Raw genomic sequence first — 20,311 nt, 5'->3', positions numbered from 1 at the left:
CTCCTCACAGGCTTACGGAGGTCAGGGGGTCACAGCGGGGTGATCCGGAACCGGGTGAAGTCGGCCGTGCCCGCGGCCGGCCCTCCGGCGGGTGCGACGGCGAACAGGCCGAGCAGGGCGCCGACCCAGCGCCAGGGGGTGGCGGCGAAGACCTGCCCCGAGGGACGGAAGCCGTCCCCGGTGTCGGCGTGGAAGCGGCAGCGCGCGTGCGGGCCGATCCCGATCCGCAGCCGGGCCCGGCCTTCGGGCGCGGGCCGCGCGTGCGCCGCGTCCCGTTCCGCCTCCGCGACCGTCTCGCCGAACCGGTGCACCAGGCGCACCGCCCCGTCCGCGTCCCGCTGGAGCCCGATCCAGCCGAACGCGTCCCCGAGCACCACGAGCCCGGCCCGCGCGCCGGGTGCGTCGCTGTCCAGGCACAGCTCCACCTCGACCGCGCACGGGGTGCCGGGCAGCCGCTGGGTGAGCACGTTCGGCAGCCTGCGCGGGTCGTGCGCGTCGGCCGAGCGGACGCAGGCGAGCCGCAGCCCGTCCCCGGCGTGCGGGACGCTCCAGCCGCCCTGGGGGTTGGCGGTCCAGGACCACTGGGGGCCGAACCGGCCGCCGGGGAAGTCGTCGTCGGTGGCGGGTGCGCCCGGTGAGGGCGGCAGCGCGGGCCGCCGGTGCTCGGTGACGGGCGCGCCGTCGTCGCCCAGCACCGGCCAGCCGTCCGGGTCCCAGCGCATCGGCTGGAGGTGCACCACCCGCCCGTACGCCCCCCGCTGCTGGAAGTGCAGGAACCAGTCCTCCCCGGCCGCCGTGCGTACCCAGCCGCCCTGGTGGGGGCCGTTGACGTCGGTGTCCTTCTGCTCCAGGACGACCCGCTCCTCGTACGGCCCGAAGAAGCCGCGGGAGCGGAAGGCGCCCTGCCAGCCGGTCTCCACCGACCCGGCGGGCGCGAAGATCCAGAACCAGCCGTCGTGCCGGTAGAGCTTGGGACCCTCCAGGGTGAACCAGCCGGGGAGGCGGTCGGCGTCGACGATCACCTCGCCGTCGTCGAGCAGGCCGGTGCCGTCGGGGCGCATGCGGTGGCCGGTGAGACGGTTCTTGACGCCGGAGCGGGACCGGGCCCAGGCGTGCACGAGGTACGCCTCGCCGGTCTCCTCGTCCCACAGCGGGCAGGGGTCGATCAGGCCCTTGCCCTCCTTGACCAGGTGCGGGCGGGTCCACGGGCCCTCGGCCGAGGGGGCGTTGACCTGGAAGACCCCCTGGTCGGGGTCGCCCCAGAAGATCCAGAGGCGGTCGTCGTGATGCCGGATGGACGGGGCCCAGACGCCGCAGTCGTGCCGGGGCGCGGCGAAGGTCTCCGCCGGTTCCAGCCGGTCGAGCGCGTGGCCGATGAGGGTCCAGTCGACCAGGTTCCGGGAGTGCAGCAGCGGCAGGCCGGGGACGCGGCCGAAGCTGGAGGCGGTCAGGTAGAAGTCGTCGCCGACGCGCACGACGTCCGGGTCGGACCAGTCGGCGTTCAGGACGGGGTTGCGGTACGTACCGCCGCTCACGGGCTGACCGCCTTCCGTACGAGGGCCGCGGCGCCGTCGGCGTCGAGGCGGCCGTCGGTGACGACGGTGACGATCCGGCGGACGGCCGTGCCGCCCGGGGCCACCGCCAGCCGGGTGTCGTGGGCGAGCGAGGAGCCGACGCCGGGGTACTCCTCGGTGCGCACGAACCAGGGGTCCTCGCGGGTCCGTTCGGTGGCGCCGGCGAACACCAGCGACCAGGTGGAGCCGACCAGGGCGAGCCAGTCGGCGCGGCGCCCGTGCGCGGCGTCCTCGCCCTCGGCGTCCGGGGTCAGGACGTCCGGCGCCGCGTCCTCCTTGCGGGCCCGCCAGAAGAAGCCGCCGTAGGCCGCGCCGGGGCGGCCGTTGGTGGCGGGGCTGCCGAGGGTGAGCGGGCCCGGGGTGACGTTGGTGAGCGAGAAGGTGAGGTCCAGGGCCCAGGCCCGGTCGGTGAGCGCGGTGGCGGCCACCGTACGGCGCTCGCGCAGCAGCTCGGTGCCGGCGGCGACCCAGGACAGCTCCTGCACGAACCCGTCGGGGTCGCACAGCGGGAAGGCGGTGTGCCGCTGGGCGCCGTGGTTGTCCAGTTCGGTCGGGCCCCGGTCGCGGACGAAGGTGCGCCCGCCCCAGAAGTTGTGCCCCTCGACGTCGGGAACGGCGACACCGACGCCGAGGTGGTGGGGGTGGTCGGCGGGCACGGACTCGGTGACCGGCGTGCCGGCCAGGGTGGTGACGGGGTGCAGGTAGGGGCGTGGGGAGAGGCGGGCGGGCAGCTCGGGCCGGGTGACGTACCGGGCGACGGGGCGGCCGGCGACGCACAGGACCGGGGCGTCGGTGCCGGTCATCGGACGGTCACCTCCTTGGCGGCCCAGGGGGCGCCGAGTTCGGAGTAGAGGGAGAGGGTGCCGGCGGCGGAGTCGACCAGGGCGTCGACGCCGGGGACCACCCGGCGGCCCTCGGCGGCGATCCGGTGCCAGGCGTTCCCGGGCAGCGGCCGGGGGTCGGGGGCCCGGCGGATCGCCTCGACGACCCGCATGAAGGCGCCGGTGCCGTCGGGGGTGACCAGCAGGTCGGCGCGGCCCTCCAGGTGGTCGAGGAGGTTCTCCAGCAGGTCGGTGCGGCCGTGCTCGTACTCCTCGGGGCCGTGGCCGGCGCGCTGGAGCAGGACGCGGTCCTGCTTGTACCAGAAGGTGATCCGGCCGCGGGTGCCGTGCACCAGGACGTACGGTTCGGCGGCGCGTTCGGCGCACAGGGTGGCGGCGACGGTGATCCTCAGGCCCGTGGTGGCGGTGACGCGGACGCAGGAGGTGTCGTCGGCCTCGATGTCGTTGGCGCGGTGCAGTTCGGTCTCGACGGAGCTGACGTCCTGGTCGCGGGTGGCGTCGCCGAGTGCGAGGCCGGTGGCGACGGCGTGCGCGAGGGGGTTGGTCAGCGCCCCGTCGACCACGTCGGCGCCGTCGTCCGTCCGGCGCCGCCCGGCCCAGGGCGAACGCCGGAAGTACGCCTCGTCGCGCACCCAGGCGCCGGCCCCGCCGATGCCGGTGACCTCGCCGATCGCGCCGTCGGCGATCAGCTCCCGGAGGGCGGGCACCGCATGCGAGCCCAGCGACTGGAACCCGATCTGGCAGGCGACGCCCGCCTCGGCGACCCCGTCGGCCATCCGCCGGAACTCCGCGAACGACGGCGCCGGGGGCTTCTCCAGGAGCAGGTGCACGCCCCGGCAGGCGGCGGTCAGCGCGAGGTCGGTGTGGGTGGGGATCGGCGTGCAGACGACGGCGGCCCGGGCGCCGGTGGTGTCGAGGAGGGCGCCGAAGTCGGCGGACTGGGCGGGCGGCTCACCGCCGTACTCCTCCTCCGTCAGGGGGGTCAGCTCGCACAGGCCGGCCAGGCGGACGCGGCCCGCCCGCTCCAGGCGGCGGAGGTTGGCGAGGTGCCAGCGGCCGTGGCCGCGGGCGCCGGCGAGGACGACGGGCAGGGGTGCGCTCATGAGATCCTCCCCGCGCCCGCGCCGCGTCCGACGGCCCGGTCGGCCGCGGCGGCGTCCTCGACCGTGCCGTGCAGGACGGGTGTCCAGCCGACGTCGGCGGTCAGGTCGCGTTCGCTGCCGGAGTTGTAGGCGTTGTGGATGGTGAGCAGGTCGACCGGGTAGCCGTTGAACAGGGTGCCGGTGGCGTGCAGGGCGCTGCCGTTCCAGCTCTTGACCAGGTCGGCGGCCTCCACGTGGCCGGGCGTGGTGAAGGCGTTGTTCTCCGCGTAGAGCGCCGACTCGGTGGAGACGCCCAGCGAGTAGCGGTACTCGGTGTCGTCCTCGCGGACCACGTACCGGTTGTTGTAGAGGTGCACCTGTCCGAAGCGGACGCGGGGGGCGCGCTGCACGACCGACTCGAACGCGTTGTGGTGCAGGGTGACCCGGAGTTTCCCGCGGTCGCCGGTGGCGGTGTCGCCGCTGCCGATGAGCATCGCCTTGTCGTGGCCGGTGAACCGGCTCCAGGAGACGGTGACCAGGTCGGAGGCGTTGGTGATGTCCAGCAGTCCGTCGTGGCGCAGGTAGTTGCGGGCGAAGTACACCGGTTCCCCGGCGTCGGGGCGGTCGCCGTCGGAGGCGGTGACGTGGTCGACCCAGACGTGGGTGGCGCCGTTGAGCCACAGGTTGTCGTAGGCGGTCTTCCAGTCGCCGAGGCCGCCGGTGTTGGGCTGCCAGACCGGGAAGCAGTCGTAGGCGTCGCGCAGTTCGAGGTTGCGGACGATGACGTTGTCCGCGTTCTTCACCTGGAGGCTGGCGCCCTTCAGGACGGCGCGGTCGCCCAGGCCGACGATGGTGGTGTTCGAGCCGACGGGCAGCACGACCCGTTTTGCCTGCCGGGCGGCGGATGCCTGGCGGGCCTCCTCCTGGGGGCCGCTGGGCTTGGCGGCGCCCCAGGTGCGGGGGTCGTAGGCGGCCAGGTACTCCTTCACTGCGTAGCCGTCGGTGGCGTAGTCGGCGCAGTCCAGGGGGCGGCCGGCGTCGTCGGTGTTGGCGTCGATCGTCCCGGCGATCTTGATGATCTTCGGGGTGCCGCTGCCGCCGTCCAGGGCGCGGACCAGCCCGGCCCGGTCGCGCACGGTGTACACGTGGGCGTCGTCGGCGGCGGCTCCCCCGGTGGTGGTGCCCTCGGCGGCGGCCCAGCCGTCGTTCGCGGCGAGGGTGTCGCGGCTGATGTCCCGGCCGGGGCCGGCGTGCGCGGGCAGGGTGCAGAGCAGGCCGAGGAGGGCGGTGGCGGCGGCGAGGCGCCTGGGTCCGGGAAGCGCTCGGAGACGTCTCATCCCTTCACCGCCCCGGCGCTGAAGCCCGTGATCAGCCACTTCTGGATGAAGGCGAAGACGATGACGACCGGGACGGCCGCGATGATGCCGCCGGCGGCCAGCGCGCCGAGGTCGACGCTGTCCGCGCTCATCAGGGAGTTGAGGCCGACCGGGATGGTCTGCTTGTCCTGGTTGCTGAGGAACATCAGGGCGAACAGGAAGTGGTTCCAGGAGTGCACGAAGGCGAAGGAGCCCACCGCGATCAGACCGGGCCGCAGCAGCGGCAGAACGACGATCCGGAAGGCCCGCATCCGCCCGCAGCCGTCGACCCAGGCGGCCTCCTCCAGGGAGTACGGCACGTTCTTGATGAAGTTGCTGATCAGGATCATCGACAGCGGGAGCTGGAAGACGGTCTCGGCGATGATGACGCTGCCGAGGGAGTTGATCATCTGGAGTTCGGCGAAGATCTCGAAGAGCGGCACGAGGAGCAGCGCGCCGGGCACGAACTGGGAGCAGAGCAGGACGAGCATGAAGCCCCGCTTGATCCTGAAGTCGAACCGGGCGAGGGCGTAGCCGCCGGCCAGGGCGACGACCGTGGTCATCACCAGGGTGGCGACGCCGACCAGGACGCTGTTGCCGAAGTAGGTGCCGAAGCTGCGCTCCGTCCAGACCTTCTCGAAGTGGTCGAAGGTCATCGGCCAGGGCACCAGCGAGGTGGAGCCGGCCGGGCGCAGGGAGAAGAGCAGGATCCAGTAGAACGGGACGAGGGTGAAGACGAGGTAGATGCCGAGCGGGAGGTAGATCTGCCAGCGGGGGACCTGGTCCCAGGCGGGGCCCTCCTTCTTCGCCGGGCGCGGCGGGGCGGGGGCGGCCCGCTCGGGGGCGGGAGCGGCCGTGGCGGCCTCCTTGGTGATCACTTGTTCTCGCCTCCGAACTTGCTCAGCCGCAGGTAGACGAGCGAGCAGAAGAGCAGGATCACGAACGCGACCGTGGTCAGCGCCGACGCGTAGCCGAAGTCGTGGGCGTCGACGGAGGTGTTGGCGATGTAGAGCGGGAGGGTCGTGGTCTCGCCGGCCGGGCCGCCGCCGGTCAGGGTGTAGAGCAGGTCGACGTTGTTGAACTCCCACACCGCGCGCAGCAGTGTGGCGAGGATGATCGCGTCCTTCAGGTGCGGCAGGGTGATGTGCCAGAACTGCTTGACGCGGCCGGCCCCGTCGACCTCGGCGGCCTCGTACAGGTCCTTGGAGACGGACTGGAGGTCGGCGAGGATGAGGATCGCGAAGAAGGGCACCCCGCGCCACAGGTCGGCGACGACCGCCGCCGGGAACACGGTGGAGGTGTCCGACAGCCAGCTCGTGCCGTAGGAGCCGATGCCCAGGTCGGCGAGGTAGCGGGTGACGCCGGTCTGGGAGTTGTAGAGCAGCACCCAGATCGCGGAGGTCAGCACGCCGGAGACGGCCCACGGGGAGAAGACCAGGGCGCGGCCCAGCCCCCGGCCCACGAAGGTCTGGTTGACGATCAGGGCGAGCACCAGCCCGAAGAGCAGTTGCAGGCCGACCTCGACGAAGACCCACTTGGCGCTGAAGACGAGGGTGTCCCAGAAGACCGGGTCCTCGGTGAAGATCTTGACGAAGTTGTCGAGGCCCGCGTAGCCGTTGCGCCACGGCTTGGTGGGGTTGTACTCCTGCAGGCTGTAGTAGAAGACGCTGAGGACCGGGTAGGCGATGAAGCCCAGCATCAGCAGCCCCGCCGGGGCGATCAGCAGGTACGGGAGCCTGCGCGGCGTGGCCAAGGCACGGCGCCGCCTCGGTGGCGCGGGCGGTTTCGCCACGGCTGCGGCTTGGGCCATGACTGTTCTCCGTTCTGGGACGTCGTGCGGGGGGGCGTACGTGCGGAGGTGATTCACGTGCGTGACCGGATGTGCGTGATGCGTACAGGAAGCGCTTTCTGTCCGTACAGGGGTGTGCGGGGGTTTTCTGTCGTCGGGGGTTCTCCGTCTCGGGGGTCTTCCGTCGTCCGGGGGCGTCAGCCCGCGTACGGGTCCTGCACCGTGCCCGGGCGGGCCAGGAACTCGAAGTCGCAGCCGGTGTCGGCCTGGGTGATCTGTTCGTTGTAGAGCGCGCCGTAGCCGCGCTCGTACCGTGCCGGAGGCGGCGTCCAGGCGGCGCGGCGGCGCTCCAGCTCCGCGTCGTCCACGTTGAGCCGCAGGGTGCGGGCGGCGACGTCCAGGGTGATGGTGTCGCCGGTGCGGACCAGGGCGAGCGGTCCGCCGACGTACGACTCGGGCGCGACGTGCAGCACGCAGGCGCCGTAGCTCGTGCCGCTCATCCGGGCGTCGGAGATCCGCACCATGTCGCGTACGCCCTGCTTGAGGAGGTGGTCGGGGAGGGGCAGCATGCCGTACTCGGGCATGCCGGGGCCGCCCTTGGGGCCGGCGTTGCGCAGCACCAGCACGCTGTCGGCGGTGATGCCGAGGGACGGGTCGTTGATGGTGCGCTGCATGGTCCGGTAGTCGTCGAAGACGACGGCCGGGCCGGTGTGCTTGAGCAGGTGCGGTTCGGCGGCGATGTGCTTGATGACGGCGCCGTCCGGGCAGAGGTTGCCGCGCAGCACGGCGACGCCTCCTTCGGCCGCGACCGGGTTGTCGCGGGGGCGGATCACGTCGTCGTCGTGGACGAGGGCGCCTTCGAGCTGTTCGCGCAGGGTGTCGTGGCAGACCGTGGGCCGGTCCAGGTGGAGCAGGTCGGGGATGCGGGAGAGGAAGCCGGGCAGGCCGCCGGCGAAGTGGAAGTCCTCCATCAGGTACGTCCGTCCGCCGGGGCGGACGTTGGCCAGTACCGGGACGGTGCGGGCGATGCGGTCGAAGTCGTCGAGGGTGAGGCGCACGCCCGCGCGGCCCGCCATCGCGATCAGGTGGATCACGGCGTTGGTGGAGCCGCCGAGGCCGAGCACGGTGGTGACGGCGTCCTCGAAGGCGTCCGCGGTGAGGATGTCGCTCAGCTTGCGGCCCCGGTGGACCAGTTCGACCACGCGCAGTCCGGCCGCGGCGGCCATCCGGTCGTGCCCGGAGTCGACGGCCGGGATGCTGGAGGCGCCCGGCACGGTGACGCCGAGGGCCTCGGCGGCGGCGGTGAGGGTGGAGGCCGTGCCCATCGTCATGCAGTGACCGGGCGAACGGGCCAGCCCGCTCTCCAGTTCCTGCATCTCGCAGTCGCCGATGAGCCCGGCCCGCTTGTCGTCCCAGTACTTCCACATGTCGGTGCCGCTGCCGAGGGTCTCGCCCCGCCAGTGCCCGGGGAGCATCGGCCCGGCCGGCACGAACACGGCCGGCAGGTCGGCGGAGGCCGCGCCCATCAGCAGGGCGGGCGTGGACTTGTCGCAGCCGCCCATGAGGACGGCGCCGTCCACCGGGTAGGACCGCAGCAGCTCCTCCGTCTCCATGGCGAGCATGTTGCGGTAGAGCATCGGGGTCGGCTTCTGGAAGGTCTCGCTGAGCGTGGAGACCGGGAACTCCAGGGGGAAGCCGCCCGCCTGCCACACGCCCCGCTTCACGGCCTGGGCGCGGTCGCGCAGGTGGACGTGGCAGGGGTTGATGTCGGACCAGGTGTTGAGGATGGCGATGACGGGCTTGCCGAGGTGTTCCTCGGGCAGGTAGCCGAGCTGGCGGGTGCGGGCGCGGTGGCTGAAGGTACGCAGGCCCTCGGTGCCGTACCACTGGTGGCTGCGCAGCTCCTCCGGGCGCTTGCGGCCGGTCACATCGACCACCCCGCGGCGATCTCGGCGACCTCGGCGCGCTCGCTGACGGGGAGCGGGCGGCTCGGCGGGCGGACGTCACGGCGGCACAGGCCGAGCGAGGCGAGGGCCTCCTTGACGACGGTGACGTTGTTGGCGGAGCCGTTGGCGGCGCGCAGTTCCTCGAAGCGGCGGATCTGCTCCCAGACCTTCATGGCGGCCGGGTAGTCGCCCGCCCGCAGCGCCTCGATCATGTTCCGGGAGACGGCCGGGGCGACGTTGACCAGCCCGGAGGTGAAGCCGGTGGCACCGGCCGAGAAGTAGGAGGGGGCGTACGGTTCGGCCAGCCCCGCCACCCACACGAACCGGTCGAGCCCGGCGTCGCGGGCGAAGGCGGCGAACTTGGCCGCGTCCGGCACCGCGTACTTCACGCCGATGACGTTGGGGCAGGCGTCCGCCAGCTCGGCCAGCCGCGCCCCGGCCAGCTGCGGGGCGCGGATGTAGGGGACGACGCCCAGTTCGGGGACGGCCTCGGCGACGGCGCGGTGGTAGTCGACCCAGCCGGCCTGGGAGACGTAGGGGTGGACGGGCTGGTGCACCATCACCATGGTCACGCCCAGGTCGCGGGCGTGCCGGGCGGAGGCGATCGCGGTCGGCACGTCGTGGCCGACGCCGGCCAGGACGTCCGCCCGGCCGTCGGCCTCCTCGACGGTCAGCTCGGTGACCTGGCGGCGCTCGGCCGGGGTGAGGGCGTAGAACTCGCCGGTGTTGCCGTTGGGGGTGAGGGTGGTGATGCCGGCGTCCAGCAGGCGGCGCAGCAGGGCCCGGTACGTGGCCGGGTCGACGGAGCCGTCCGCGGCGAACGGGGTCACCGGGATCGCCACCACGTCGGCCAGGGCCGCCCGCTGGGTCTGGAACGTCGTTGTCATGCCTGACCGTCCTCTTCCTGGGCCTTCCCGGCCTCGTGGTCCGCTGCCGGGAAGGCCCGCTCGACGAAGGACGCGATGTGCGCGTGGAGGGCTCGCGCGGCACCGTCCGCGTCACCGGCCAGGGCGAGCCGCAGGATCTCCTGGTGCTCGCCCGCCTCCCGCTCCCAGGAGGGGTCGGCGGCCCAGGCGACGGCGGAGACCAGGGCCGCCTGGTCGCGGACCTCGTCGAGCATCCGGCCGAGCAGCGGGTTGCCGCAGGGCAGATACAGGGCGCGGTGGAACTCCCGGTTGGCCAGCGACCGTTCGGCGGTGTCGGTGGCCCGGTCGGCGCGGGCCAGCGCGGACCGGGCGGCGTCGAGGGAGGCGCCGCGCCGCACGGCACGCCTGAGCGCCTCCGGCTCCAGGAGCAGCCGCACGTCGTAGACCTCGCGCGCCATGTCCGCGTCCACCATGCGCACCGTGGCGCCCTTGTACTGGCTCATCATGACCAGTCCGGTGCCGGCCAGGGTCTTGAGCGCCTCGCGCACCGGGGTCTTGGAGACCCCGAACTGTGCGGCGAGTTCGGTCTCGACCAGGGCCTGGCCGGGTGTCAGCCGGCCGGTGAGGATGCGGCGCTGGATCTCCTGGAACACGTACTGCGTGCGGGAGGGGATCGGCGTGGGCACAGAGGTCATGTGCGCCTCTCGGATCTCGCGTATCGCGTCTCATATATGACGTACGGAGTACGACGCGATGAAACTAGGAGGGGCGCGGTGCTTCGTCAATGCTTCTGACAGAAGAAGCGCGGACCGGTCCCCGGACGCTGGTGGTGACGCCCTCCCGGGCGACCCCGGTCAGCCTCGCCGGGGGCGCCCGTCCAGCCCCCGCCGCACCGCCGCCAGGTCCCCGTCCGACGCCAGCCCGGCGTGGTACAGCCGCAGTTCCGTGGCCCCCAGGCCGGCGGCGCGGGCCGCGTCGGCGGCGAGGGTGCCGGGACTGCCGCCCATGCCGGAGACGACGGTGAGGTTGGCGGCGAGGACCGTGCCCTCGTGGGCCTGCTCGGCGAAGGGGGCGAGCAGGCCCGCACCGCCCGTGCAGGGCACGACCACCCCGTCCGCGACGGACAGGATGTGCGCGGGGTCGACGCCGGCGTTGGCGCCGCAGTGGTAGGAGACCGGGTCGGCGTGCAGCAGGACCTGGAACCCCTCGGGGGCGGCGGCGCGGACCGCGGCGACGGCCGCCTCCTGGAGGGAACGGGCGGTGGCGTCCCGCCACGCGCGCGTGGCGTTCGCCCGCGCCTCGCCGAGCAGCTTCGCCACGCCCGCCCAGCCCCCGTCCGGGGGCGCCTCCCCCCGCCACACCGGCTCCAGCGCGTCGCGTACGGCGGCGGCCAGCTCGTCGGGGTCCAGGCCCTGACCGCCGTAGCCCGCCCGGCAGTCGGGGCAGAAGCAGAGCGACATCAGGTACTGCCCGGCGTCGCCGAGGCCGACGCCGGCGGTCTTGTCGTGGGCGTGCAGATGGGCCAGGCCGTACCAGCCGAGGGACTCCAGTTCGGTGCCGCGCGCCCCCGGCCGCACCGCCGCCTCGGCGGCCAGGTCCACGAGGTACGCGCGCGTGGCGGGCTGCGCGATACAGGGCGCCCAGGGGTAGCGGTCGCCGTAGGCGTTGACGACGGAGGTGTGCGGACGCTCGGCGCCCAGGCGGGAGTTGTGGGCCAGCACGACCCAGGTGTGCACCTCAAGACCCGCCTCCGCGAGCCTGGCCGCGGCCTCGCCGTAGGCGTCCCCGGGCGCCCAGTCACCGGCCGAATACGGGATCAGTTCCCGTCCGGCCCAGCGGCCGGCGTCGGGCGGGTAGAGGACGGCGGCGTGCTCGGCGGTGACGATCCGGTGGCGCGGGTGACGGGGGGTCAGAGCGCGGGTGGAGTGGTAGGCGGCGGCCAGCGTCACCTGTTCCACGCCGAGTCCGGCGACCGTCTCCGGCGCGCGCGGGTCGCCGTTGACGTCCCAGGGGTAGACGAACGCCGATGCCTTCACCGTGCCTCCTCCAGCAGCGCGTGGCCGCGCTCGATCACCTCGGCGAGCCGCTCGACGTGGTCCCGGGTGGGCTCGTGCAGCGGGGGCCGCACCTCGCCCACGTCCAGACCGCGCAACCGTACCCCGGCCTTCACCAGGGCGACGGCGTAACCGCGGCCCTGGGCGCGCAGTTCGGTGAAGGGCCGGTAGAAGCCGTCCAGCAGGCGGTGCGCGGTGGCGTCGTCGCCGGTGCGCAGCGCCCGGTGGAAGGCGAGGGCGATCTCGGGGACGAAGCAGAACACGGCGGAGGAGTAGAGCGTGACGCCGAGGCCGCGGTAGGCGAGCTGGGTCTGTTCGGCGGTCGGCAGCCCGTTGAAGTAGAGGAAGTCACCGGGCGCCTCGGTGCGCACGGCGCTGACGGTGCGCTGCATCAGGTCGAGGTCGCCGAGGCCGTCCTTGAGGCCGGCGATCCCCTCCGTGCGGGCCAGTTCGACCACCGTGCGGGGGCTGAGCACGACATTGTCGCGCTGGTAGACGATCACGGGCAGGGAGGTCGCGGCGGCCAGCTCCCGGTAGTGCCGCAGCAGCCCCTCCTGACCGGCGAGCACCAGGTACGGCGGCATGGCGAGCAGCCCGTCGGCGCCGGCCTCCTCGGCGAGGCGCGCGTAGCGGACGGCGAGGGCGGTGCCGTAACCGGCGCCCGCCAGGACCGGGACGCGGCCCGCCGTCTCCTCGACGGCCGCCCGGACGCAGTCCTGGAACTCCTCGGGCGTGAGCGCGTGGAACTCCCCGGTGCCGCAGCAGGCGAACACGGCGGCGGCGCCCGCCTCCACGCCCTGGCGCACATGGGCGCGGTAGACGTCGAGGTCGACCTCGCCGCCGGGGCCGTACGCCGTGACCGGGAAGAACAGCGGCCCCCGGGGGGCGGTGAGTCGAGCGGCGAGCGGAGCTGGCGTCACAGGCACTCCCGATTCCCGAAGCAGATCTCCACGGATCTTCCACGTGTATGATCTGCGTCCATATCTCTGAACGCTTAACGCTAAGACGCCTTCGTGAGGCCGGTCAAGCACACGACCACCTTGACGCGTGACGACGCGTGTCCTTAGCGTGTCCATGCTTGTGAATGCGATATGCGCATGTGTACTCGTGTGGGCGGCGCCGGGTAAGGGCGCCCTGTACTGACGTCGCGCACGGCGTCACGCATGGCGCTACGTACGACGTCACGCATGGCGGCACGTGCGGCGGTCACACGTGACGACACGTACGGCGTCACGCACGGCGGCACGTACGGCGACACCCACGGCATCGCGCATGGCGTTGTGTACGGCGATCCAAGGAGACCCGAGAATGCCCGCTCCCCGCACCGTTCTGCTCACCGGCGCCGCAGGCGGCCTCGGCACCCTGATGCGGGAGTTGCTCCCCGCCTACGGCTACGAGCTGCGCCTGTTCGACCTGCGCCCCGTCGAGGGAGCGCCGGACGCCATCGTCGCCGACCTCGCCGACAAGGACGCCGTGCGCGAGGCGGTGCGCGGCGTCGACGCGATCGTGCACCTGGCCGGCATCTCCCTGGAAGCGTCCTTCGACAAGATCCTGAAGGCCAACATCGAGGGCACGTACAACGTCTACGAGGCCGCCCGCGAGGAGGGCGTCGGCCGCGTCGTCCTCGCCTCCTCCAACCACGTCGTCGGCTGGATCCCGCGTCCCCAGGGCGACGACCCCCTCATCCCCGTCGACGCCCCGCGCCGTCCCGACACCTTCTACGGCCTGTCCAAGTCCTTCGGCGAGGACCTCGCCCAGTTCTACTGGGACAAGCACGGCATCGAGACCGTCTCCGTCCGCATCGGCTCCTGCTTCCCCGAGCCGACCACCGTCCGGATGCTCTCGGTGTGGATGAGCCCCGCCGACGGCGCCCGGCTCTTCCACGCCGCGCTGACCGCCGAGGGCGTCGGCCACACGGTCGTCTACGGATCCTCCGCCAACACCCGTCTGTGGTGGGACCTCACCACCGCGCGCGCCCTCGGCTACGAGCCGCAGGACGACTCCGAGCCGTACGCCGCCAAGCTCATCGCCGAACAGGGCGAACTGGACCCGGACAACCCGGCCCACGCCCGCCTCGGCGGCCACTTCGTCACGGACCCGCCGATCTGGCCGTACTGACCGGAACACCCAGCGGCACCGGGGAGGACGGGCACCGAACGGGCCCGTCCTCCTCCCCGTTCGGGCATCCGTGCTGCCCGATCAGACGCCCCGCGCCGCCGCACCCCTGGTCCACGGCCCCGCCCCGCCCGCCGAAACGGGCCCAAGCGGGCAGCATCGGCTCCGCAACAGACCTGGTCAGCGCCGCGCACCCGCTGTAGAACTCTTCACCGGGGCCCCACCGGGCCCGAACGGGCAACGGCGCGCGTGAGGCAGGTACGGCATGGGCACGAGATCGGCGGAAGAGCGCCAGCGGGAGATCGTACGGGCCGCCCGCGCCGCCGGCTCGGTCGACGTCACCGTCCTCGCGGCTCAACTCGGCGTGGCCAAGGAGACCGTGCGCCGGGACCTGCGCGCCCTGGAGGACCACGGTCTGGTCCGCCGCACCCACGGCGGCGCCTATCCCGTGGAGAGCGCCGGGTTCGAGACGACCCTCGCCGTGCGCGCCACCAGCCACGTCCCCGCCAAGCGCCGGGTCGCCGCCGCGGCGGCCGAACTGCTCGGGGACGCCGAGACGGTCTTCGTCGACGAGGGCTTCACCCCCCAGCTCATCGCCGAGGCCCTCCCCGCGGACCGGCCGCTGACCGTGGTCACCGCGTCCCTGCCGGTGGCCGGCGCGCTCGCCGGGCGCGGCGACACCTCCGTGCTGCTGCTCGGCGGCCGGGTCCGGCCGGGCACGCTGGCCACCGTCGACCACTGGACCACCAGGATGCTGGCCGGGTTCGTCCTCGACCTGGCCTTCATCGGCGCCAACGGCATCTCCCGCGAACACGGCCTGACCACGCCCGACCCGGCGGTCGGCGACGTCAAGGCGCAGGCCGTGCGGGCCGCGCGGCGCACGGTGTTCGCGGGGGTGCACACCAAGTTCGGGGCGGTCAGCTTCTGCCGGTTCGCCGAGATCGGCGCCCTGGAGGCGATCGTCACCAGCACCCAGCTGCCCGCCTCCGAGGCCCACCGCTACTCGCTGCTGGGCCCCCAGGTCATCCGAGTCTGACCCCGTCCCCTTCCTCCCCTCGCGGGACGGGATCCTCCCTCACCGTCCCTCACCTCCTCATATGTTCAGGAGCGAGCCATGCGAACCCAGAGCCGACGAAGGCCGCGAGCCACGCTCGCCACGGCCGCCGCAGGGACGCTGCTCGCCCCGCTGCTCTCCGGCTGCTGGGTCGGGGCGGGCGGAGCGGGTTCCGGCGGCGACGCCATCAACGTCCTGATGGTCAACAACCCCCAGATGGTCGAGCTGCAGAAGCTCACCGCCGACCACTTCACCGAGGAGACCGGCATCAAGGTGAACTTCACCGTGCTGCCGGAGAACGACGTCCGCGACAAGATCAGCCAAGACTTCGCCAACCAGGCGGGCCAGTACGACGTCGCCACCCTCTCCAACTACGAGATCCCCATCTACGCCAAGAACGACTGGCTGCACGAGATGGACTCCTACACCGCGAAGGACACCGCCTACGACGAGCGGGACGTCCTGGGGCCGATGCGCGAGTCCCTCACCGGCGAGGACGGCAAGCTCTACGGCCAGCCCTTCTACGGCGAGTCCTCCTTCCTGATGTACCGCAAGGACATCTTCGAGAAGGAGGGCCTGACCATGCCCGCGCACCCCACCTGGCGGCAGGTCGCCGACCTCGCCGCGAAGGTGGACGGCGCGCGGTCCGGCATGAAGGGCATCTGCCTGCGCGGCCTGCCCGGCTGGGGCGAGGTGATGGCCCCGCTCACCACGGTCGTGAACACCTTCGGCGGCACCTGGTTCGACCAGGACTGGAAGGCCCGCCTCGACTCCCCCGAGTTCGAGAAGGCGGTGAAGTTCTACGTCGGCCTGGTGCGCGAGCACGGCGAGTCCGGCGCCCCGCAGGCCGGCTTCGCCGAGTGCCTGAACAACATGACCCAGGGCAAGGTCGCCATGTGGTACGACGCCACCTCCGCCGCCGGTTCCCTGGAGGCGGCCGACTCCCCCGTCAAGGGCAAGCTGGGCTACGCCCCCGCCCCGGTCGAGAAGACGGAGAGTTCCGGCTGGCTCTACACCTGGGCCTGGGGCATCCAGAAGGCCTCCCGCAACCCCGACAAGGCGTGGAAGTTCGTCTCCTGGGCGTCCGGCAAGGAGTACGAGCAGCTCGTCGGTGACGAGATCGGCTGGTCCAACGTCCCGGCCGGCAAGCGCGCCTCCACCTACGAGAACCCGGCCTACCGCGCGGAGGCCGGCGCCTTCCAGGAGATGACCCGGGAGGCGATCGAGGCGGCCCGGCCCAACGACCCGGGGGTGCAGCCGCGCCCGGCGCCCGGCATCCAGTTCGTCGGCATCCCGGAGTTCACCGACCTCGGCACCAAGGTCTCCCAGGAGATCAGCGCGGCCATCGCCGGACGCCAGTCCGTCGAGGCGGCCCTGAAGAAGTCGCAGGAGCTGGCCGAGGAGATCGCCGAGGAGTACGAGGGACGATGACCGCCACGACAACGGCCCCCCTGGCCGCACCCGACGTCCGCACCCCGCAGGGCCGGCCCTCCGCGCGGCTGCGCGCCTGGGCCACCCGGGCCCCACTCCTGCCGGCCCTGATCTTCATGATCGCGGTCACCCAGCTGCCCTTCGTGGCGACGCTGGTGATCTCCTTCTTCGACTGGAACGCCCTCTACCCCGACGCCCGCCACTTCACCGGCCTCTCCAACTACGGCGACGTCCTCACCGACCCCGACCTGCGCAAGTCGGTCTGGACGACGGTCCTGCTGACGGTCGCGGTGGTGCTGGCCAGCCTGGTCCTCGGCCTCGTCCTCGCGCTGCTGCTGGACCGGAGGTTCAAGGGCCGCGGCGTGGTCCGCACCCTGCTGATCGCCCCGTTCCTGGTGGTCCCGGTGGCGGCGGCGCTGCTGTGGAAGCACGTCCTCTACAACCCCGAGTACGGCCTGCTGAACGGGCTGTTGCACTACGTCGGCGGCCCCCAGCCCGACTGGATCTCCCACACCCCGCTGCTGGCGGTGGAGCTGTCCCTGGTGTGGCAGTGGACGCCGTTCATGATGCTGATCCTGCTGGCCGGGCTGCAGAGCCGGGACCAGCAGCAGATCGAGGCGGCCCGGGTGGACGGCGCGGGCGACTGGCAGATCTTCGTCCACCTCACCCTGCCCCACCTGCGCCGCTACCTCGAACTCGGCGCCCTGCTGGGCTCGATCTACATCGTGCAGAACTTCGACGCGGTCTTCACGATCACCTCCGGCGGTCTGGGCACCGCCAACCTGCCCTACACCGTCTACCAGAGCTTCTACCAGGCCCACGAGAACGGCCTCGCCTCGGCCGCCGGCGTCCTGGTCGTCATCGGTTCGATCATCATCGCGACCTTCGCCCTGCGCGTGGTGTCGTCCCTGTTCCGCGAGGAGGTGGGCCGCGCATGAGCGCCCTGACCACGACCACAGGAGTCCGCCGCCGGGGGCGCGGGGCCGGTCTGGGCCTGGTGGCCTGGCTGCTCGGCGTCGTCTTCTTCCTCCCCATCGCCTGGATGGCGCTGACCTCCTTCCACTCGGAGGAGGACGCCGCCACCAACCCGCCGTCCTTCGCCGCCGCCCTGACGCTGGACGGCTACCGCGAGTTCTTCGGCGCGGACGGCGGCGCGAGCCCGTGGCCGGCGCTGGCCAACTCGGCCGTCGCGTCGGTCGCCTCGACCCTGTTCGTCCTCGTCCTGGCCCTGCCGGCGGCGTACGCGCTGTCCATCCGCCCGGTGAAGAAGTGGACGGACGTCCTGTTCTTCTTCCTGTCGACGAAGATGCTCCCGGTGGTGGCGGGCCTGCTCCCCATCTACCTGTTCGCCAAGAACACCGGCCTGCTGGACAACATCTGGCTGCTGGTCGTCCTCTACACCTCGATGAACCTGCCGATCGCGGTGTGGATGATGCAGTCCTTCCTCGCCGAGGTCCCGGTCGCGATCATCGAGGCGGCCCGGGTGGACGGCGCGAGACTGCCCACCGTCCTGGCGCGGGTGGTCGCCCCGATCGCCCTGCCCGGCATCGCCGCGACCTCCCTCATCTGCTTCATCTTCAGCTGGAACGAACTGCTCTTCGCCCGGGTGCTGACGGGTGTGGTCGCCGAGACCGCCCCCGTCTTCCTGACCGGTTTCATCACCAGCCAGGGCCTGTTCCTGGCCAAGGTGTGCGCCGCGTCGCTCGTCATCTCCCTGCCGGTGCTCGCCGCGGGGTTCGCCGCCCAGGACAAGCTGGTCCAGGGCCTGTCGCTTGGAGCCGTGAAATGAAGGCCGCCGTCATCGAGTCCGTGGGCCGCGCCGTCGTCACCGAGGTCCCGGACCCGACGCCAGGGCCGCGCGAGGTCGTCGTCCAGGTCGCCGCGTGCGGGCTGTGCGGCACCGACCTGCACATCCTCCAGGGGGAGTTCGCGCCGAAGCTGCCGGTCACGCCGGGGCACGAGTTCGCCGGCGAGGTGGTCGGGGTGGGCACGCGGGTCACCGAGGTCTCGGTCGGCGACCGGGTCGCGGTGGACCCGTCCCTGTACTGCCACGAGTGCCGCTACTGCCGCAGCGGCCACAACAACCTCTGCGAGCGCTGGGCGGCCATCGGCGTGACGACGGCGGGCGGCGCGGCCCAGTACGCGGTGGCCCCCGTGGCGAACTGCGTGAAGCTCCCCGAGCACGTCCGCACCCAGGACGCGGCCCTCATCGAGCCCCTGTCCTGCGCGGTCCGCGGCTACGACGTCCTCCGGTCCCGCCTCGGCGCCCACGTCCTGATCTACGGCTCGGGGACGATGGGGCTGATGATGCTGGAGCTGGCCAAGCGGACGGGCGCGGCCAGCATCGACATGGTCGACCTCAACCCGGCCCGCCTGGAGACCGCCAAGGCCCTGGGCGTCTCGGGCGCCGCCGCCACCCCCGACGAACTGGACCGCCCCCAGGGCTGGGACCTGGTCATCGACGCGACCGGCAACGCGGCGGCGATCCAGGACGGCCTGGACCGGGTCGCCAAGGCCGGTACGTTCCTCCAGTTCGGCGTGGCGGACTACGCGACGCGCGTCCAGATCGACCCGTACCGCATCTACAACCAGGAGATCACCATCACCGGCTCGATGGCCGTCCTGCACAGCTACGAGCGGGCGGCGGAACTGTTCGCCAACGGCGTCCTGGACCCGGACGTCTTCATCAGCGACCGCATCCCGCTGGAGCGGTACCCGCAGGCGCTGGAGCAGTTCGCGGCGGGGGTGGGGAGGAAGATCGTGGTCGTCCCCTGAGGGAGGAGCGCCGGACGCGCCGATCGGCCCGTCCGGCGCTGGGGGGCGAGGCCGTCCGGGCCGGGGCGCAGCCCTCGGGGACGGGACGGGCAAGGGCTGCGGGGGGCGGCGGGGGGTGGCAGGGGGGTGGAATCGTCCGGCCCGCCGAACGGCCGACGGTAAGGGAACGGCAAAACGCCCTCGCTCGTTCATCCGGCATGACAGCTATGACCCCCGGCTCGAACATCCCCCTGTCCGCCGCCCGCGTGACGGTGGACGTCGCCGCGCCCGTGCGCCTCGACGTATCGGGCCTGCTGCTCACCGCCGACGGCAAGGTGCGCTCCGACGACGACTTCATCTTCTACAACCAGCCCACCGGCCCGGGCGTGACCTACCGCTCCGGCGGCGGCACCGCCCCGGACGCGATCACCATCGACACCACCGCGGTGCCCCCGGGCATCGAGAAGATCGTCGTCACCGCCAGCCCGGACGCCGCGGGCCAGACCTTCCAGGGCATCGAGCCCACGGCCACCATCCGCGGCGCGGACGACGGCTCCGTCCTGGCCACCTTCACCCCCCCGCGGCTCGGCAGCGAGACGGCCCTGGTGATCGTCGAGGTCTATCTGCGGGGCGGCGTCTGGAAGGCCCGCGCGGTCGGCCAGGGCTACGCCAACGGCCTCGCCGGCATCGCCACCGACTTCGGCGTCTCGGTGGAGGAGCCGGCCGCACCCGCCGCCCAGCCGGTCACGCCGCCCCCGGCCCCGGCCGCCGTACAGCCGCCGCCCCCGCCGGTCACCGCCCCCGCCGCCCAGCCGGCCCCGCCCGCCGCTCCCGCGGCCCCCGCCCCCGGGGCCGGGAAGGTCAACCTGGACAAGGGCCGCGTCAGCCTCCAGAAGAACCAGACCGTCTCCCTGGTCAAGGGTGGCCGCCCGGTCCTGTCCCAGGTCAAGATGGGCCTCGGCTGGGAGCCGGCGTACCGCGGCAAGGACATCGACCTGGACGCCTCGGTCATCGCCTACGGCCCGCAGCGCAACCACATCGACAGCTGCTACTTCGGCAAGCTCTCCATCGTCGGCGGCGCCATCAGGCACTCCGGTGACAACCTCACCGGCGAGGGCGGCGGCGACGACGAGGTGATCGTCGTCGACCTCGGCCGGCTCCCGCAGGAGGTCACCGGCCTGGTCTTCACGGTCAACTCCTTCTCCGGGCAGAAGTTCACCGAGGTCGCCAAGGCGTACTGCCGCCTGCTGGACGCCGCGACCGGCGAGGAACTGGTCCGCTTCGACCTCACCACCGCCGAGCCGCAGACCGGCGTGATGATGGCCAAGCTGATCCGGCAGTTCTCCGGGGAGTGGGACATGACGGCGATGGGCGAGTTCGTCAAGTCCCGCACGGTGCGCGGGATGGTGAAGCCCGCCGCCAAGGCGCTGTGAACGCCGGTGTCCCGCG

At 72.6% G+C, this 20,311-nt stretch carries 18 protein-coding genes; 7 read left to right on the top strand and 11 right to left on the bottom strand.

The window, feature by feature from the left end; genetic code table 11:
• Positions 1-29 precede the first annotated feature (29 nt).
• From ACY1JF_RS26970 to ACY1JF_RS26920, 11 genes are all read right to left on the bottom strand, one after another.
• Positions 30-1,535, bottom strand: coding sequence for a glycoside hydrolase family 43 protein (locus tag ACY1JF_RS26970; protein ID WP_462707861.1), 1,506 nt, complete (start codon positions 1,533-1,535; stop codon positions 30-32).
• Positions 1,532-2,377, bottom strand: a complete 846-nt coding sequence (locus ACY1JF_RS26965) for a DUF6807 domain-containing protein (RefSeq protein ID WP_462707860.1) — start codon at positions 2,375-2,377, stop codon at positions 1,532-1,534. The genes ACY1JF_RS26970 and ACY1JF_RS26965 overlap by 4 nt, the downstream gene beginning before the upstream one ends.
• Positions 2,374-3,519: a Gfo/Idh/MocA family protein gene (locus ACY1JF_RS26960; protein ID WP_462707859.1), complete on the bottom strand. Its 1,146-nt coding sequence runs from the start codon at positions 3,517-3,519 to the stop codon at positions 2,374-2,376. The genes ACY1JF_RS26965 and ACY1JF_RS26960 overlap by 4 nt, the downstream gene beginning before the upstream one ends.
• Positions 3,516-4,835, bottom strand: a complete 1,320-nt coding sequence (locus tag ACY1JF_RS26955) for a pectate lyase family protein (RefSeq protein ID WP_462707858.1) — start codon at positions 4,833-4,835, stop codon at positions 3,516-3,518. Before ACY1JF_RS26955 ends, ACY1JF_RS26960 begins: the two co-directional genes overlap by 4 nt.
• Entirely contained in the window at positions 4,832-5,731 is a 900-nt protein-coding gene (locus tag ACY1JF_RS26950) for a carbohydrate ABC transporter permease (RefSeq protein WP_462707857.1), read from the bottom strand. The genes ACY1JF_RS26955 and ACY1JF_RS26950 overlap by 4 nt, the downstream gene beginning before the upstream one ends.
• Positions 5,728-6,663 (bottom strand): carbohydrate ABC transporter permease, encoded by a 936-nt coding sequence (locus tag ACY1JF_RS26945; RefSeq protein WP_462707856.1) that lies wholly within the window; start codon positions 6,661-6,663, stop codon positions 5,728-5,730. The genes ACY1JF_RS26950 and ACY1JF_RS26945 overlap by 4 nt, the downstream gene beginning before the upstream one ends.
• A gap of 176 nt (positions 6,664-6,839) precedes the next feature.
• Positions 6,840-8,570, bottom strand: a complete 1,731-nt coding sequence (gene araD / locus ACY1JF_RS26940) for an L-arabinonate dehydratase (protein WP_462707876.1) — start codon at positions 8,568-8,570, stop codon at positions 6,840-6,842.
• The gene (locus tag ACY1JF_RS26935) at positions 8,567-9,475 is read right to left on the bottom strand and encodes a dihydrodipicolinate synthase family protein (RefSeq protein ID WP_462707855.1); all 909 of its coding nucleotides are present in this window, start codon (positions 9,473-9,475) and stop codon (positions 8,567-8,569) included. Before ACY1JF_RS26935 ends, araD begins: the two co-directional genes overlap by 4 nt.
• Positions 9,472-10,149 (bottom strand): GntR family transcriptional regulator, encoded by a 678-nt coding sequence (locus ACY1JF_RS26930; RefSeq protein ID WP_462707854.1) that lies wholly within the window; start codon positions 10,147-10,149, stop codon positions 9,472-9,474. The genes ACY1JF_RS26935 and ACY1JF_RS26930 overlap by 4 nt, the downstream gene beginning before the upstream one ends.
• Before the next feature lie 159 nt (positions 10,150-10,308).
• Positions 10,309-11,490 carry a hypothetical protein gene (locus ACY1JF_RS26925; protein WP_462707853.1) on the bottom strand — a complete coding sequence of 394 codons (1,182 nt, stop codon included), beginning with the start codon at positions 11,488-11,490 and terminating at the stop codon, positions 10,309-10,311.
• Positions 11,487-12,428 carry a 5-dehydro-4-deoxyglucarate dehydratase gene (locus tag ACY1JF_RS26920; protein ID WP_462707852.1) on the bottom strand — a complete coding sequence of 314 codons (942 nt, stop codon included), beginning with the start codon at positions 12,426-12,428 and terminating at the stop codon, positions 11,487-11,489. Before ACY1JF_RS26920 ends, ACY1JF_RS26925 begins: the two co-directional genes overlap by 4 nt.
• A 388-nt stretch (positions 12,429-12,816) precedes the next feature.
• Between ACY1JF_RS26920 and ACY1JF_RS26915 the strand changes: the two genes are divergently transcribed.
• The 7 genes from ACY1JF_RS26915 (at position 12,817) to ACY1JF_RS26885 (ending at position 20,295) form a co-directional block, all read left to right on the top strand.
• Complete coding sequence (locus tag ACY1JF_RS26915) at positions 12,817-13,626, top strand: NAD-dependent epimerase/dehydratase family protein (RefSeq protein ID WP_462707851.1); 810 nt, start codon at positions 12,817-12,819, stop codon at positions 13,624-13,626.
• 262 nt (positions 13,627-13,888) lie between these two features.
• Positions 13,889-14,659, top strand: coding sequence for a DeoR/GlpR family DNA-binding transcription regulator (locus tag ACY1JF_RS26910; RefSeq protein WP_462707850.1), 771 nt, complete (start codon positions 13,889-13,891; stop codon positions 14,657-14,659).
• Between the two features lie 78 nt (positions 14,660-14,737).
• Positions 14,738-16,108 carry an ABC transporter substrate-binding protein gene (locus ACY1JF_RS26905; protein ID WP_462707849.1) on the top strand — a complete coding sequence of 457 codons (1,371 nt, stop codon included), beginning with the start codon at positions 14,738-14,740 and terminating at the stop codon, positions 16,106-16,108.
• Entirely contained in the window at positions 16,105-17,046 is a 942-nt protein-coding gene (locus ACY1JF_RS26900) for a carbohydrate ABC transporter permease (protein WP_462707848.1), read from the top strand. Before ACY1JF_RS26905 ends, ACY1JF_RS26900 begins: the two co-directional genes overlap by 4 nt.
• Positions 17,043-17,897, top strand: a complete 855-nt coding sequence (locus tag ACY1JF_RS26895) for a carbohydrate ABC transporter permease (RefSeq protein WP_462707847.1) — start codon at positions 17,043-17,045, stop codon at positions 17,895-17,897. The genes ACY1JF_RS26900 and ACY1JF_RS26895 overlap by 4 nt, the downstream gene beginning before the upstream one ends.
• Entirely contained in the window at positions 17,894-18,883 is a 990-nt protein-coding gene (locus ACY1JF_RS26890) for a zinc-dependent alcohol dehydrogenase family protein (RefSeq protein ID WP_462707846.1), read from the top strand. The genes ACY1JF_RS26895 and ACY1JF_RS26890 overlap by 4 nt, the downstream gene beginning before the upstream one ends.
• Positions 18,884-19,089: 206 nt before the next feature.
• Positions 19,090-20,295: a TerD family protein gene (locus ACY1JF_RS26885; RefSeq protein WP_462707875.1), complete on the top strand. Its 1,206-nt coding sequence runs from the start codon at positions 19,090-19,092 to the stop codon at positions 20,293-20,295.
• The last annotated feature ends 16 nt before the right edge of the window (positions 20,296-20,311 follow it).

It is taken from the genome of Streptomyces sp. SYSU D01066-1 (genome assembly GCF_054956795.1).
The sequence above is the reverse complement of the archived record's forward strand: the minus strand, read 5'-3'. Positions and strand labels throughout refer to the sequence as shown.